Here is a 15,024-nt window from a genome sequence, read left to right on the forward strand (position 1 = left end):
GGTGGCGGCTGTCTATTTTTCTGGGGGGGGGGGGCCGCAGGGGTGGGTGGGGTGTGGGGTTTTGTTAACGTGGGCGGGGGGGGGGGGGCTCCCGTGTGTGGGCCGGCACCGCCGTCGTACTTTTCTGCTTTAAGGTCGCAAAACTTAGGGCACGTGCCGCTCTTCCGGGCCGTTGTATTCGCTCAACGGACGGATCAGGGAGTTCGAAGCAACCTGCTCCATGATGTGCGCGGTCCATCCCGTGATGCGGCTGGCCACGAACAAGGGCGTGAAGGTCTGCGTGTCGAAGCCCATGAGGTGGTACGTGGGGCCGGCCGGGTAGTCAAGGTTGGGCTTGATCGCCTTCGCCTCATCCATGGCCTGTTCAAGGCCGTTGTAGAGGCCCAGGAGTTCGGGCCGGCCGTAGTGCGCGATCATCTTGTCCAGCGCGGCCTTCATGGTGGGTACCCGGGAGTCGCCATGCTTGTACACGCGGTGCCCGAAGCCCATCACCTTCTTTTTCTGTGCCAAGGCGTTTTCCATCCAGGTCTTCGCCCGGGATGCGGCTTCGTCCAGCGATTCTTCGCTGCGGATGCCGATCTCATCGAAGGTATGCATGACGGCTTCGTTGGCGCCTCCGTGCAGGGGGCCCTTGAGGGCGCCGATCGCGGCGGTCACGGCCGAGTGCAGGTCCGCGAGGGTGGATGTGACCACCCGGGCGGTGAAGGTGGAGGCGTTGAAGGAGTGTTCTGCGTAAAGGATCATCGAGACGTTGAACGCCTCAACCACTTCGGGAACCTGTTCTTCGCCGAACGTCATCCACAGGAAGTTCGCCGAGTAGTCGAGGTCTTCGCGTGGTTCCACGACGTCCTCGCCGCGCCGGCGACGCTGGTCGTACGCCACGACAGCAGGCATGGCAGCCCAGAGGTCGATGGCCTTCTTCATGTTGGCTTCGGGTGAGGAATCCTCGGCCAGTTCGTGCCTGGCGCCAAGCACGGACGCTGCCGTGCGGCAGACGTCCATGGGATGTGCCGTGGTGGGCAGGGTATCAATGACCGTCTTGACGACGGGATCGAGGGCACGTCCTGCGCGTTCGCGGGCCGTGAACTCGGCGAGCTGCGATTCGTTGGGCAGTTCGCCGTTCCACAGCAGGTAGGCAACTTCTTCGAAGCTGCACTTGGCGGCGAGTTCCTGGACGGGATACCCGCGGTACAGCAGCGAGTTCGTGTCCGGGTTGACCTTCGAGACGGCGGTGTAGTCCACCACGACGCCGGCAAGGCCCTTTTTGATGTCTTCAGCTGCCATGCTGAACTCCTTCGTTCATGATGCAGGGCCCGGTGATGGGACCCTGCGTTCCCCTTGATGAAACTGGAACCTAGCGGATGCCAGGAACCTTGAAGTTGAATACGCCGGTATCGAACTGGTTGTATGCCTCATAGTCCACGAGTTCGTAGAGGCGGGCACGCGTGAGCATGTTCTCCACTTCAGCCTCTTGGGTCCCCGCAGCCTTGATCGATTCCAGAGTACGCTCTGCAGCGCCCATCGCAATGCGGAGGAGCGTCACGGGGTAGATGACCATGTTCACGCCAACGCTTTGGAGTTGGTCGACGGTGAAAAGGTCGCTTTTTCCGAACTCCGTCATGTTGGCCAGGATGGGCACATCCACGGCGTCACGGATGGCCTGGAACTCGCCCAGGTCCTGCATGGCTTCGGGGAAGATGGCGTCGGCGCCTGCGTCCACAAGAGCGCGGGCGCGGTCCTGAGCAGCCTCGATTCCTTCGACTGCGCGGATGTCGGTGCGCGCCATGATGAGGAAGTTCGGGTCCCGGCGGGCGTCTGCGGCGGCGCGGATGCGCTTGGCAGCGGTGTCGATGTCAACGACGTTCTTGCCGTCCAGGTGTCCGCAGCGTTTCGGGTTGAACTGATCCTCGATGTGGCAACCGGCCAGGCCGGCGTTTTCGAGTTCCTGGATGGATCGGGCCACGTTCATCGGTTCGCCAAATCCGGTGTCGGCATCCACCAACGACGGCAAATCGGTCATACGGGCGATCTGCCCGGCGCGCGTTGCTACCTCGGTGAGGGTAGTCAGGCCGATGTCCGGCAGGCCGAGGTCATTGGCGAGGACGGCGCCGGAGATGTAGACGCCGGCGAAGCCCTTTTCCTCGATGAGCCGGGCCGAGAGCGGGTTGAAGGCTCCCGGGAACTGCTGCACGGTCCCGGAGGCCAGCAGTTCCCGGAGTTTCAGCCGCTTCTGTTCGGGGGTGACTTTGGAGTACAGCATTTAAAACAGTCCCTTGGGTGCGTTGTTGAGGTCGATCACGCCGGGGGCTGCGGTGATGTTCAGCTGGTCCAGTTCGCCTTCGCCCAGTTCGGTGACGCGTTCGACGGCGGTGAGGAACCTTTCGATTTCGGCTTCTTCGACCAGTCCCGCAGCGAGGGTGCGGAACTTGTTGATGTATTGCTCTCGGGCGAAAGGCCGGGCACCAAGGGGGTGGGCGTCCGCCACGGCGATCTCATCGGTGATGACCGTGCCGTCCGTCAGCGTGATTTCCACTGAACCGCCGAAGGCCTTCTCAGCGATGTCCAGGGAGTGGTAACGCCGGGTCCACTCCGGGTCTTCCACGGTGGTGACTTTGTGCCAGAGTTCCACGGTGTCCGGGCGGGCGGCCCGTTCGGGGGCGTAAGAGTCAACGTGGTGCCATGCGCCGTCCTGGAGTGCGACGGTGAAGATGTACGGGATGGAGTGGTCCAGGGTTTCGCGGGATGCGGTGGGGGAGTACTTCTGGGGATCGTTAGCTCCGGAACCGATCACGTAGTGGGTGTGGTGGCTGGTCTTGATCAGCACGGACCTCACGTTAGCGGGATCGGTGGCTTCGGGGTGCTCGCGGTTCAGCTTGCGGGCGAGGTCGATCCACGCCTGGGCTTGGTACTCGGCGGAGTGTTCCTTGGTGTAGGTGTCCAGGATGGCGCGCTTGGCTTCGCCGGGCAGCGGCAGCGGAACCTCGTAGGAGGCGTCCGGGCCGTCCAGCATCCAGGCGATCACGCCGTCTTCGCCTTCGTAGATCGGCACGGGGGAAGTCTGCCCGCGCATGGAGCGGTCCACGGCTTCTACGGCCATCTTCCCTGCGAACGCGGGGGCGTGGGCCTTCCAGGTGGAGATTTCGCCCTTGCGGGACTGCCGGGTGGCGGTGGTGGTGTGCAGGGCCTGTCCCACCGACTGGAAGATCGTTTCAACATCCAAACCCAACAACGTGCCGATACCGGCGGCGGCGGACGGGCCGAGGTGGGCAACGTGGTCGATCTTGTGCTTGTGCAGGCAGATCGCCTTGACCAGGTTCACTTGGATCTCGTAACCAGTGGCGATGGCACGGACCAGGTCGGCGCCGTTGGAGCCCACGTGCTGTGCGACTGCCAGGATCGGCGGGATGTTGTCGCCCGGGTGGGAGTAATCAGCAGCCAGGAAGGTGTCGTGGTAGTCCAGTTCGCGCACAGCCACGCCGTTGGCCCAGGCCGCCCACTCGGGGGAGACCTGCTCGCTGATACCGAAAATGTGGGCGCCCTTGCCGTTGGCGGACGGGCCGTGGGTCAGGGCCTGGGCGCGGGCAGCGACGATCGGTGCGCGGTTCAGCGAGGCGATGGCCACGGAGGCATTGTCGATGATTCGGTTGATCACCATGTCGGTGACCTCGGGCGTAACGTCGACGGGGTCGGCGGCGACCACGGCGATCTTGTGGGCCAGTTGTTCCTCGCGGGGGAGGTTCTCTTCGCTCTTGTAGACACGGACGTGATTGTTCTTAACCATGGTGCTCCTTCTAGGCAGTGGTGTTTCTAGGCAGGCGTGTGGGTAGCTTTGACGTGGGTAAGGCTGCGGTGCAGGTGAAGTGTGGTTGCGGCTTCGGCCAGCCGGGGGTTGCCGGCGGCGATGGCTTCTGCGATGGCGGCGTGTTCTCCTGCGGCCGCGTGAAGCCGGGCGGAGTCGTCAGCTGCCAAGCGGCGGACCCTGACCAGATGGACGCGGAGGCTGCGCATGGCGTGGGCCATATACGTGTTCGAAATGGCGGCGTCTATGGCATCGTCCAGCCGGCCAACCAGCGCGTAGTAGTCGTGGCGTGTGGGATCGGTTTCGGTGAGCAGTTCGGGGGCCAACAGCAGTTGGGCGTGGAGTTCGGCGAAGATCCCGGGCTCGCCGCGTTCGGCGGCCAGCCCCGCAGCCCGCACTTCGAGGGTCTCGCGCAGTTCGAAAAGTTCGTCGATGTTCTCCAGTGAGATATCGGTAACGACGACGCCGCGGCCTCCTGCCGCCGTCGTCAATCCTTCAGCGGTGAGCCGGCCCAGCGCCTCGCGGACCGGGGTGCGGGAAACGCCGAGGCGCTCGGACTGCTCCACCTCCGCCAGGACCGTGCCCGGACGAAGGCGCCATTCGATGATGTCTTCCCTGAGGGCAGTGTAGGCCCGGTCACTGGCGCGCATAGCATCAGTGTATACACAGCTTGGTGTCAAAGCGACAGTCGGATGATTTTTAGCCCTCTGTGTATACAGAAACTAGCTTCGGTTCCAACCGTATTCGTTTTCGGGGCGCCCCGGGGTGCCATACCGTGCTGCCCGGGTAACCGTCCCGGCGTCGGCCAAGTACTCCAGGTACCGGCGGGCGGTGACGCGGGACATTCCTAGCGCCTCCATGACTTCGCTGGCCGAGACCGGCTGTTGCCGCGACCTCACCAGGTCCTTCACGGACTCCAGTGTCGAGCCGGAGAGCCCCTTGGGCAAGGGCAATTCCGTGGGGGCGCGAAGGCTCGCGAACGCCTGGTCCACGTCGCTCTGGGACGCCCCGGCCTTGGAAATCCCGGACAGGGAACCTGCCAGCTGGTCACGGAACGTCCGGTAGCTGCCCAGCTTGTCCGCGAACGTTGCGTAGGTAAAGGGCTTGATGAGGTACTGCACGACGCCGATCGACACGGCACTGCGCACGATGTTCAATTCCCGGACAGCCGTAATCGCGATGATGTCGGCAAAGACGCCGGCCGACCGCATGCGGCGGGCCACGTCCAGGCCGTGCAGGTCAGGCAGGTTCATGTCCAGCAGCACCAAGTCCACCGGTTCGCCGGATGCCGCGAATTCGCCCAGGATCCGCAGGGCCGACTGTCCATCCGGTGCGGTGCCTACCAAGGTGAAACCGTCGAGGCGGCCGATATAGACGGAATGGGCATCGGACGCTATCGGCTCGTCCTCAACCACCAGGACGCGGATGTCTGTCATGCCTGCTCTTCCTCGGGATCCGGTACAGGAAGCACAACATGGAACTGTGCACCGCCGGGATTGCTGATGGTCATCGTACCGTTCAGTCGCTGCACGGCCTGCCTGACCAAGGCCAGCCCGACGCCGCGGCCATGGGTTCCTCCCGTTCCTGCTGCCGGCGATTTGGTGCTGAAGCCGTACTGGAGCACGTCGTCAATGGAATCGGGATTGATGCCACTGCCGGTATCCCGCACCGTAAATTCGACGGCGGCAGCGCCCGCTTCCACGTCCAGCTCCACCGAACGCGGGGACTCACCGGCGGCAGCGGCGTCGATCGCGTTGTCCAGCAGGTTGCCGAGGATGGTTACCAGGTCCTGGATCTCAAGCCCGCGGACACCGGAGCTTCCGGAGGTGCGGACCAGCAGTTCCACCCCGCGCTCATGGGCTTCTGCAGCCTTACCCATGACCAGGGCACTCATGACCGGTTCGTCAACGGACGCCACCATGTCATCGGTGAGCTGCTGGCTCAACTCGAGGTCCTTCGTGGCGAAATCCAAGGCCTGCGGAGTGCGGCCCAACTCCAGCAGCGAGACGATCATGTGCAGCCGGTTTGCGTGTTCGTGGGTCTGGGCCCGCAAGGCGTCGGACAACGTCTTCATGGTCTGCAGCTCAGTACCCAAGGACTCAATCTCGGTGCGGTCGCGGATGGTGGCTACCGTGCCGTAAACGGCCGGCTTCTGCCTGCTGCGCCCAGGCACAGGCGCCACCGCCGGGGCCTGGTTGACCACCAAAATCCGGGAGCCCGTGAGGTGGATTTCATCATGGGCCGGCCGCCCGGACTCGAACAGCGCCCGCAGGCTTCCATCGAACGGCAGGTCGGCCAGCCGTGGGGCAGCAGCAGGGGACCGATCGGCGTCGGACGGTTCAAGGCCCAGCAGTTCCGCCGCCTGGTCGTTGTACATCACCGCCTTGCCACGGGTATCCACGAGGATGAGTCCCTCGCGCACGGAGTGCAGGACGGATTCGTAGTAGGCGAAGAGTTGGGCCAGCTGTTCCGGACCCCAGCCGCGTGTCACCGAACGCAGGTACCGTCCCAGCAGCCAGGACGCGATGGAGCCGAAGGTAAGCACCACAAGTGCTATGCCGCCGATCACCCCCAAACGATCGGCGACGTCGGTGTCCACGGTCCGCACGGTCACCCCGGCGGCCACGAGCGCCTTGACCGTGCCGTCCTGGTCTTTGACAGGTGAGATGGTCCGGACCGAGGGCCCCAGGGTCCCTGCAGTGACCTCAGTGAACGTGTTGCCGTTCAGGGCCGGTTCAATGGTTCCGATGTACGGCTTGCCCAGCTCCTCGGCCCGGGGATGGGTCCAGCGCGTCCGGTCCGGAGCCATGATCGTGATGAAGTCCGCATCGGCCTCACTCATGACCTTTAGGGCATACGGCTGAAGAACGGCCGAGGGATCCCCCGAGGACGCGGCCTGAAGGACAAGCGGATTGTTGGCGATGGATGTCGATATGGCACGCATTCGGCTGCCGGCGTCTCCGTATGCACGGTCCCTGGCCTCCAGCAAGGAAAATGCACCGAAAGCCGCCGTCAGCGCCAGGACGAACAGCAGGTTCGCCACAAACAGACGGCGGGCGATGCTCCAGCTGTGAAACACGTGGACCTCCCATGACCAATATGACCGCAACGGTGATGTGTGTCACCAACGGCTCAATGATGGATATCACACAAGGGCAGCGGATTGGACATCAGTGCAGGACCGCAGCGCCTTACACAGTATCCAGAAGGAGAATCCCATGACCTCTCAACGAGGAGAGTCGGCAGTCGCTGCCAAAGGTGGACGTAAGGGGCTCGACAAGTCCCACTACCTGTATATCGCCGTCATCCTGGCCGTGGTGCTGGGCGCCGTAGTCGGCCTGCTGTTCCCCGAGGTCGGAAAATCCCTCAAGCCCCTGGGTGACGGTTTCATCAAGCTCATCAAGATGATGATCGCCCCCGTCATTTTCTGCACGATCGTCCTGGGCATCGGTTCGATCGCCAAGGCCGCAACCGTCGGTAAGGTCGGCGGACTTGCCTTGGCCTACTTCGTGGCCATGTCCACCTTCGCCCTGGCCATCGGCCTGGTCGTCGGAAACCTCATCCACCCGGGCGAGGGACTCAAGCTGACCCCCTATGACCCGAACAAGAAGGCCGCAACGGACAGCACCGCGGACTTCCTCCTCGGAATTATCCCCGGTGACATCCCCGTCCTGCCCACCCTGCTGGCTGCCATCCTGGTTGGTTTCGCCCTGCAAAAGATGGGCAAGGAAGGCACTCCCATCCTGAAGGCCATCGGCCACGGTCAACGGCTGGTCTTCCGCATCCTGATCATGATCATGTGGCTGGCTCCCGTCGGCGCCTTCGGTGCCATCGCCGCCGTCGTCGGTGCAACTGGTGCACAAGCCATCTTCAGCATGTTCACCCTGATGCTGGCCTTCTACATCACTTGCGCACTGTTCATCGTGGTCATCCTGGGAACGCTGCTCCGGGTTGTCGCTGGCGTCAACATCTTCCGGCTCATGAAGTACCTGGCCCGCGAATACCTGCTCATCTTCTCCACGTCCTCCTCCGAAGCTGCCCTGCCCCGCCTCATCGCCAAGATGGAGCACTTGGGTGTCTCCAAGCCGGTTGTTGGCGTCACGGTCCCCACGGGTTACTCCTTCAACCTGGACGGTACGGCCATCTACCTGACCATGGCGTCCCTGTTCGTCGCCAACGCCATGGGCACGCCGCTGGACCTCGGCGCCCAGATCTCCCTGCTCATCTTCATGATCATCGCCTCCAAGGGCGCTGCCGGTGTCACCGGTGCAGGCCTGGCAACACTGGCCGCCGGCCTTCAGGCACACAAGCCGGAGCTCCTGGGCGGCGTGGGAATGATCGTCGGAATCGACCGCTTCATGTCCGAAGCCCGCGCCTTGACCAACTTCACGGGCAACGCCGTGGCCACGGTCCTGATCGGCACCTGGGTCAAGGAAATCGACAACAGCCAGGTGGAGCGCGTCCTCTCCGGCAACGAACCCTTCGACGAGCAGACCATGATCGCCCATGGCAGCGACGAGGAAACTGCCCCCGAAGGTGAGTCCCGGGAAAAAGCAACGGTCTAGCACCACACCGCGAAGCACGTAATGAAACGAAGGCCGGCACCTGTTGGGGTGCCGGCCTTCGGTGCTCCCAAGGCCCGGCCCGGCGTCGTGAACCGGAACCTTCGACTTCAACTAGAGGGTCAAGGCTCAATACGCGGCCAATGTCAAGTTCCCCGGAATACCGTGTCGGGGCCTGTAGCCTAGGTGGGTAGTAGCGCTGTAGCCGGGGGCGCAGCAGCAGGGAAGATCGTCGTCGAAAGAGTGGTTGGATACGTGAGCATCGAACGGGGTTCCGCAACGCTGGAAGGTACCGGGCTCGATCTGGAAGACGCCGTCATGGGGCCCACCGGGCGCCCTTATCGGGAATTTCCGGAACCCGCTCCGTTGGCCTCCCACGGCCCGGCGAGAGTCATCGCCATGGTCAACCAAAAGGGTGGCGTCGGCAAAACCACGTCCACCATCAATCTCGCGGCTGCGCTCGCAGAGTACGGCCGGCGTGTCCTTTTGGTGGACTTCGACCCCCAGGGAGCCCTGTCCGCTGGGCTGGGTGCGAATCCGCACGAGCTCGACCTCACCGTCTATAACGTCCTCATGGACCGCAAGGTCAGTATCCGTGACGCCATCCAGCAGACCGGAGTGGAAGGCGTGGACCTCCTGCCTGCCAACATCGACCTCTCCGCGGCCGAAGTCCAGTTGGTGAACGAAGTAGCGCGCGAGCAGGTCCTGGACCGCGCACTGAAGAGCGTCGAAGACGAGTACGACGTCGTCCTGATCGACTGCCAGCCTTCGCTGGGCCTCCTGACCGTCAATGCGCTGACGGCAGCACACGGCGTCATCATCCCGCTGATCTGCGAGTTCTTCGCCCTGCGCGCGGTAGCACTCCTGGTGGAGACCATCGAAAAGGTGCAGGACCGCCTCAACCCGCGCCTGCAGGTGGACGGTGTCCTGGCAACCATGTACGACGCCCGCACGCTGCACAGCCGCGAAGTGATCTCCCGCCTGGTTGAAGCCTTCGGCGACAAAGTCTTCGAAACCGTCATCAAACGCTCCATCAAGTTCGCCGATGCCACCGTAGCGGCCGAGCCGATCACCAGCTACGCCGGTAACCACATTGGCGCAGACGCATACCGCCGCCTCGCCAAGGAACTGATTTCGCGCGGCGGCGCGCCGTAGCCGACGGTGGTACCGTCGCTCGCCCCGATGACTGACACTCCCACGGCCGCGCCACCGGCCGTAGGGGTGGCCGCGTCCGACGCCGGCACCTCCGAGGCCCGGAAGCCGGGCTTCGAGGTTCGGCTGGCCAACTTCACCGGGCCCTTCGACCTCCTTCTGGGCCTGATATCCAAGCACAAGCTGGATATCACCGAAGTCGCGTTGGCCACCGTCACCGATGAGTTCATCAAGTACATCCGCCGCCTGCAGGAACTGGGGGCGGACTGGGCGTTGGACGAAGCCAGCGAGTTCCTGGTCATCGCCGCAACGTTGCTGGACCTGAAGGCGGCGCGCCTCCTTCCCGCCGGCGAGGTGGAAGACGCGGAAGACATTGCACTCCTCGAGGCCCGGGACCTTTTGTTCGCCCGGCTCCTGCAATACAAGGCCTTCAAGGAAATCGCCGGGATACTGGGCGGGACCCTGGAAGAGGAGGCACTCCGCTACCCGCGGCAGGTGGCCCTGGAAAGCCATTTCGCGGCATTGCTCCCGGAGCTCGTGTGGCGGCACACGCCCGGACAGTTCGCGGAACTGGCGGCCAAGGCACTCAAGCCCAAGGACACGGTGGCCCCGGAAGTAGGCTTGGACCACCTTCATGCCCCGCCGGTAAGCGTGAAGGAGCAGGCGGAGATCATGGGATATCGCTTGAAGCTGGGCGCACCCCTGACCTTCAACGCGCTGATAGCTGATGCCGAGAGCACCCTGACGGTGGTGGCGCGCTTCCTGGCATTGCTGGAAATGTTCCGGGACCGGGTGGTTGCCTTCGAGCAACCCGAGCCCCTTGCCGTGCTGACGGTGCGCTGGACCGGTGATGATGCCGCGTGGGACAGTTCCAGCCTGAGTGAGGAATACGGGCCAATGCCAGGCGCCGACGAATCCGGGAACGATGGAGACAGTAACAATGAGTGAGCAGGAAATGGAGCCGGACGGGCTGGCTGCGCTCGAAAGACTGCCAGGTGGAGCCCGTGCAGCGTTGGAAGCTGTCCTTATGGTCATCGACGAACCGGCCACCACCGAAGAGCTGGCAGCAGGACTGAACGTGACGGTCGCCGTCGTCGAGGATTTGCTGCATGACCTGCAGCGGGAGTATAGCGGCTATACTGTTAAAGCCCCGGACGTGGATGCTGTCGGCTTTGCCGATGCCAGCACTGCACCCCGGGGTTTTGAATTGCGGAACGTCGCCGGAGGGTGGCGGATCTATTCACGGTCGGATTTTGCCGACATCGTGGGCAGGTTCGTCCTTGAAGGGCAGACCACCAGGCTGACTCAGGCTGCGCTTGAGACCCTGGCGGTTATTGCTTACCGGCAACCGGTCTCCAGGGCCCGGGTGTCCGCGATTCGCGGCGTCAACGTTGATTCCGTTGTCCGGACTCTTACCCAGCGTGGTTTGATCGAGGACTCCGGAAACGATCCCGAATCCGGGGCGGTCCTGTACAGGACAACCTCGTACTTCCTCGAACGCATGGGTATCGGCTCGGTGGCGGAACTGCCCCAGCTCTCGCCCCACCTTCCTGGTTTGGAAGGGATCGACGAGTACTACGACGCCACCCGGATGTAGCCAACGGCCACAGACGGCGGCACCAGAACTTAATACCGATACAAGCACCGCAAGAAGGTGCACAGCAACAAGGGGCAGACGATGTCTGTCCGGCTGGCTAGTGTTGATTTCAACACCAAATGCCGGCCATTACTACACAAGGACGGGTCATGACACAGGCGGGACGCCAGAGTTCACCACGTAACGGTTCGGGACGCAACAGCTCCGGACGCAATGAGGCCAAGGGCGGCGCAGGCCGCTCCAACGCCGGCGGCTTTTCGGGCCGCGGCGGCAGCGCCGGCGCTGGAAAGCGCAACTTCACCCAGGGCGAGGGTCGCCCTTTCAAGGCTTCGAAGCCGCGCGAAGCGGCACCCTTCGATCCCGACAACCCCACATCGGCCGGCGACTACGACCGTGGCCAGGCTGCCCGGCCTGCCAAGCCTTTCCGTAAGCCCGGCTCCAACAAGCCCGGCTTTGGCAAGGCGCCCGGTACCCCGGGTGCGCTGAAGCCCAAACCGAAGCAGGCCAAGCAGTTCGGCTCCAAAGCGTTCGGCAGCGAACGATTCGGCCAGAACCTGGGTCCCATCCGCAAACCGGGACGCAACCGCGGCCCGCGGCAGGAAGTCCCGCAGTCTGACCTCCACGACGCAGACGGCGTACGCCTGCAGAAGGTCATGGCGCAGGCCGGCGTGGCTTCCCGCCGCGTGTGTGAGGAAATGATCCTCGAAGGTCGCGTCGAGGTTGACGGCGTGGTGACCACCGAGCTTGGCATGCGCGTGGACCCCACGGCTGCCGTGATCCACGTTGACGGCATCCGGATCCAGCTGGACGAAACACTCGTCTACATGGTGTTCAACAAGCCCAAGGGCGTCGTTTCCACTATGGAAGACCCGGAGGGTCGTCCCTGCATCAGCGACTTCCTCAAGAACAACAAGAACAAGGGCGAACGCCTGTTCCATGTGGGTCGCTTGGACGTCGCCACCGAGGGACTGCTGCTGCTGACGAACGACGGCGAACTCGCCAACCGCCTGACGCACCCTTCCTATGAGGTACCCAAGACATACCTGGTGCAGGTGCGTGGCCCGTTCCCGCAGGGCGTCGGCGCCAAGCTTAAGAACGGCGTCGAGCTCGAAGATGGCGTAGCAGCTGTGGACTCGTTCAAGCTGGTTGACTCCACTCCCGGCCACGTCCTGATCGAGGTTGTACTCCACTCCGGCAAGAACCGTATTGTGCGTCGCATGTTCGACGCCGTCGGTTTCCCGGTGGAGCGGCTGGTCCGTGTCAAGGTCGGTCCCATCGGTTTGGGCGACCAGCGACAGGGCAGCATCCGCAACCTCGGCAGGCAGGAAGTCGGGCACCTCCTGGCATCCGTAGGGCTCTAGGGCATGTCGGCATTCGGTACGCACGGCCGGGGCCATCTCGATGGCCCGGTCGTCGTTCTCGGTACAGGCCTGCTTGGGGCCAGCATAGGCCTGGGCCTGCGCGGACGCGGGGTTCCCGTGTTCCTTTTTGACCCATCACCGACCAACCAGGCGGTTGCCGTGGATATCGGCGCGGGCCGCCCGTTGGCCGAGCTTGACGAGCAGCCTCAGCTTGTCGTGGTTGCCGCACCGCCTGACGTCACGGCCGATGTGGTGGAGAAGGCGCTGGTGGACTACCCGTCCGCCGTCGTCGTCGACATCGCCAGCGTGAAAGCCGGCATCCAGGGCGAACTCCGGGAGCGGGGCGTCGATCTCACCCGGTATGTGGGCACCCATCCCATGGCCGGCCGTGAAAAGTCCGGTCCGGTTGCGGCGCGCGGTGAGCTTTTTACGTCCATGCCGTGGGTTGTTTGCCCCACGGAGGAGACCCGAAGCGCGGCCCTGCAGGTAGCCCGTTCGCTGGCGGGAGACCTCGGTGCGACTGTTTCGCAGTTCACCGCGGACGAGCACGATGAAGCTGTTGCCCTGGTGTCGCATTTGCCGCAGATCATGTCATCCCTGCTCGCCAGCCGTCTTCAGGGGACCCCGCTCCATGCGTTGTCCCTGGCCGGCAACGGGCTCAGGGACACCACCCGCATTGCAGCCAGCGATCCCACATTGTGGGTGCAGATCCTGGGTGGCAACGCGGAGAAAGTGGTATCGATCCTGCATGGTGTCCGCGAGGACCTGAACCGCCTGATCGGAACCCTGGAAGAGCCACTGGCACCTGGTGCCCGCCTCGACCTGGCGCAACTCATCAGCGAGGGCAACGCGGGGCAGGCCCGGATTCCGGGCAAGCACGGCGGGCCCCCGCAGGCATACTCCTGGCTCACCATCCTGGTTGACGACAAGCCGGGCCAGATCGCGCACCTCCTCACGGAGATTGGGGAAATCGGTGTCAACGTCGAAGACCTCCGGCTGGACCATTCGTCGGGCCAAAACGTGGGCATGGTGGAGCTCTCCGTGCTTCCCAGCAAACACGATCTCCTTGTTGAAGCTCTGACTGACCGTGGATGGCGGGTACTCCAGTAATGACACGAGAATTCTTTGGCCCGGAAACGGTGGCCCGCCCCGGTAAGCCTTTGGTGATAGCCATCGATGGCCCGTCAGGTTCGGGGAAGTCCAGCGTCAGCAAAGAGGTGGCCCGGCGTTTGAAGCTGGCGTACCTCGACACCGGCGCCATGTACCGCGCCCTGACGTGGTACTGCCTCAAGACCGGGGTGGACCTTCACGACGGCGCAGCGGTGGAGGACGCCTCCAAGAAGATTCCGTTGGAAATCAGCACGTCCACAGCCACGGAGTATGTAGCCGTGGACGGGACGGACATCACGGAAGAGATCCGGGACCCCCTGATTTCTTCTTCCGTCAGTGCGGTCGCCACCACCCTTGGTGCGCGCACGGAACTCATTCGCCGGCAGCGGGACCTCATCGGACAGCACCACCACCGCATGGTGGTGGAGGGGCGCGACATCACCACCGTCGTCGTACCCAATGCCGAGGTCCGCATGCTGCTGACCGCCAGCGAGGAAGCCAGGCTCCGGCGTCGTGGGATCCAGTTGGGCGGTACGCAGAGCAAGGAACAACTTGCCGCCCAGGTCATCCAGCGGGATGCCAAGGACTCCACGGTAGTGAATTTCACCCAGGCAGCCGACGGTGTAGTGACACTTGATTCTTCGGACCTGGACTTCGAGGAGACAGTGGATACCGCCTTGGCTATTGTCAGCAAGGTCATTTATGGCGACTAAGAACCAGCTCCCCGCGCAATGGAGCCGGCTCTGGAGCCGACCCATCGGATGGATCATTGACCATGTTGTCTACCGGACAGAGGTCACGGGCAAAAGCAACGTGCCCGCGGCAGGCCCGGTGGTTTTCGCCGCCAACCACATCAGCTTCCTCGATGGCCCGGTCATGTTCGGTGCTTCGCCCCGTCCCATGCACATCCTGGTCAAGAAGGAGATGTTCACAGGTATCCTCGGCAAGGTCCTCAGGGGCTCCGGGCAGATCCCCGTGGACCGTTCCGGCGGCCGCGCGGCCCTGCATACGGGTAAGAAACTGCTCGACGCCGGTCATTGCGTCGGTATTCTCCCGGAAGGAAGCCGGGGGAGCGGTTCGGCGGAAAGCATCAGCAGCGGAGTTGCCTGGCTGGTACTGAACTCCGCCGCGACAGTCATTCCGGTCGCCATTCTTGGAACCCGCCAGGGCGACGAGCATCGGGACCATATCCCCAAACCACGCCGGAAGCTCTATGTCAGCTTCGGCGAACCAGTCACGGTGAAGTGCCGGAAGGGCGAACCCGGGCGTGTTTCAATGGACAGGGCGGCTGCGGACATCCGCGAGGCCCTGGCTGAACACGTCCAGGACGCCATCCGGGCCACGGGCCAGGACCTCCCCAGCGAGCCTGCGCCCGAAGCGCCCGCTTCGCAGCACCGCCAAACAGCAGTAGCCGGGACGCCGGCAGACCACCCCTAAGGAAAG

14 protein-coding genes are annotated in these 15,024 nt (G+C 63.7%); 8 read left to right on the top strand and 6 right to left on the bottom strand.

Annotated elements, in window-relative coordinates:
• Positions 1 to 144 precede the first annotated feature (144 nt).
• The 6 genes from ACNQOP_RS18010 to ACNQOP_RS18035 form a co-directional block, all read right to left on the bottom strand.
• Positions 145 to 1,284: a bifunctional 2-methylcitrate synthase/citrate synthase gene (locus ACNQOP_RS18010; RefSeq protein WP_284987231.1), complete on the bottom strand. Its 1,140-nt coding sequence runs from the start codon at positions 1,282 to 1,284 to the stop codon at positions 145 to 147.
• A 70-nt stretch (positions 1,285 to 1,354) separates the two neighbouring features.
• Positions 1,355 to 2,260 carry a methylisocitrate lyase gene (gene prpB / locus ACNQOP_RS18015; protein WP_416405351.1) on the bottom strand — a complete coding sequence of 302 codons (906 nt, stop codon included), beginning with the start codon at positions 2,258 to 2,260 and terminating at the stop codon, positions 1,355 to 1,357.
• Positions 2,261 to 3,781, bottom strand: a complete 1,521-nt coding sequence (locus ACNQOP_RS18020; protein WP_416405352.1) for an MmgE/PrpD family protein — start codon at positions 3,779 to 3,781, stop codon at positions 2,261 to 2,263.
• 26 nt (positions 3,782 to 3,807) lie between these two features.
• Complete coding sequence (locus ACNQOP_RS18025) at positions 3,808 to 4,449, bottom strand: GntR family transcriptional regulator (protein ID WP_257371292.1); 642 nt, start codon at positions 4,447 to 4,449, stop codon at positions 3,808 to 3,810.
• A gap of 72 nt (positions 4,450 to 4,521) precedes the next feature.
• The gene (locus ACNQOP_RS18030; RefSeq protein WP_235520397.1) at positions 4,522 to 5,235 is read right to left on the bottom strand and encodes a response regulator; all 714 of its coding nucleotides are present in this window, start codon (positions 5,233 to 5,235) and stop codon (positions 4,522 to 4,524) included.
• On the bottom strand, positions 5,232 to 6,878 hold the full coding sequence (locus ACNQOP_RS18035; protein ID WP_416405353.1) for an ATP-binding protein: 1,647 nt from the start codon (positions 6,876 to 6,878) through the stop codon (positions 5,232 to 5,234). Before ACNQOP_RS18035 ends, ACNQOP_RS18030 begins: the two co-directional genes overlap by 4 nt.
• Positions 6,879 to 7,017: 139 nt before the next feature.
• Here ACNQOP_RS18035 and ACNQOP_RS18040 point away from each other — a divergent pair, with 139 nt between their 5' ends.
• The 8 genes from ACNQOP_RS18040 to ACNQOP_RS18075 all read left to right on the top strand — a co-directional run bounded on the left by ACNQOP_RS18040 (position 7,018) and on the right by ACNQOP_RS18075 (position 15,018).
• A complete protein-coding gene (locus ACNQOP_RS18040; RefSeq protein ID WP_416405354.1) occupies positions 7,018 to 8,364 on the top strand; it encodes a cation:dicarboxylate symporter family transporter in 1,347 nt (448 codons plus the stop codon).
• A gap of 252 nt (positions 8,365 to 8,616) precedes the next feature.
• A complete protein-coding gene (locus ACNQOP_RS18045; protein ID WP_235520400.1) occupies positions 8,617 to 9,516 on the top strand; it encodes a ParA family protein in 900 nt (299 codons plus the stop codon).
• 27 nt (positions 9,517 to 9,543) lie between these two features.
• Positions 9,544 to 10,461 (top strand): segregation and condensation protein A, encoded by a 918-nt coding sequence (locus ACNQOP_RS18050; RefSeq protein WP_416405355.1) that lies wholly within the window; start codon positions 9,544 to 9,546, stop codon positions 10,459 to 10,461.
• Positions 10,454 to 11,110 carry an SMC-Scp complex subunit ScpB gene (gene scpB / locus ACNQOP_RS18055; RefSeq protein WP_235520402.1) on the top strand — a complete coding sequence of 219 codons (657 nt, stop codon included), beginning with the start codon at positions 10,454 to 10,456 and terminating at the stop codon, positions 11,108 to 11,110. Before ACNQOP_RS18050 ends, scpB begins: the two co-directional genes overlap by 8 nt.
• A 149-nt stretch (positions 11,111 to 11,259) precedes the next feature.
• Positions 11,260 to 12,471, top strand: coding sequence for a pseudouridine synthase (locus tag ACNQOP_RS18060; protein WP_416405356.1), 1,212 nt, complete (start codon positions 11,260 to 11,262; stop codon positions 12,469 to 12,471).
• 3 nt (positions 12,472 to 12,474) lie between these two features.
• The gene (locus tag ACNQOP_RS18065; protein ID WP_416405357.1) at positions 12,475 to 13,581 is read left to right on the top strand and encodes a prephenate dehydrogenase; all 1,107 of its coding nucleotides are present in this window, start codon (positions 12,475 to 12,477) and stop codon (positions 13,579 to 13,581) included.
• Positions 13,581 to 14,294 carry a (d)CMP kinase gene (gene cmk / locus ACNQOP_RS18070; RefSeq protein WP_257371299.1) on the top strand — a complete coding sequence of 238 codons (714 nt, stop codon included), beginning with the start codon at positions 13,581 to 13,583 and terminating at the stop codon, positions 14,292 to 14,294. The genes ACNQOP_RS18065 and cmk overlap by 1 nt, the downstream gene beginning before the upstream one ends.
• Positions 14,284 to 15,018, top strand: a complete 735-nt coding sequence (locus ACNQOP_RS18075) for a lysophospholipid acyltransferase family protein (RefSeq protein ID WP_416405358.1) — start codon at positions 14,284 to 14,286, stop codon at positions 15,016 to 15,018. The genes cmk and ACNQOP_RS18075 overlap by 11 nt, the downstream gene beginning before the upstream one ends.
• The last annotated feature ends 6 nt before the right edge of the window (positions 15,019 to 15,024 follow it).

It is taken from the genome of Arthrobacter sp. LFS091, assembly GCF_047977885.1.
In the GTDB taxonomy this organism is placed as follows: Bacteria; Actinomycetota; Actinomycetes; order Actinomycetales; family Micrococcaceae; genus Arthrobacter.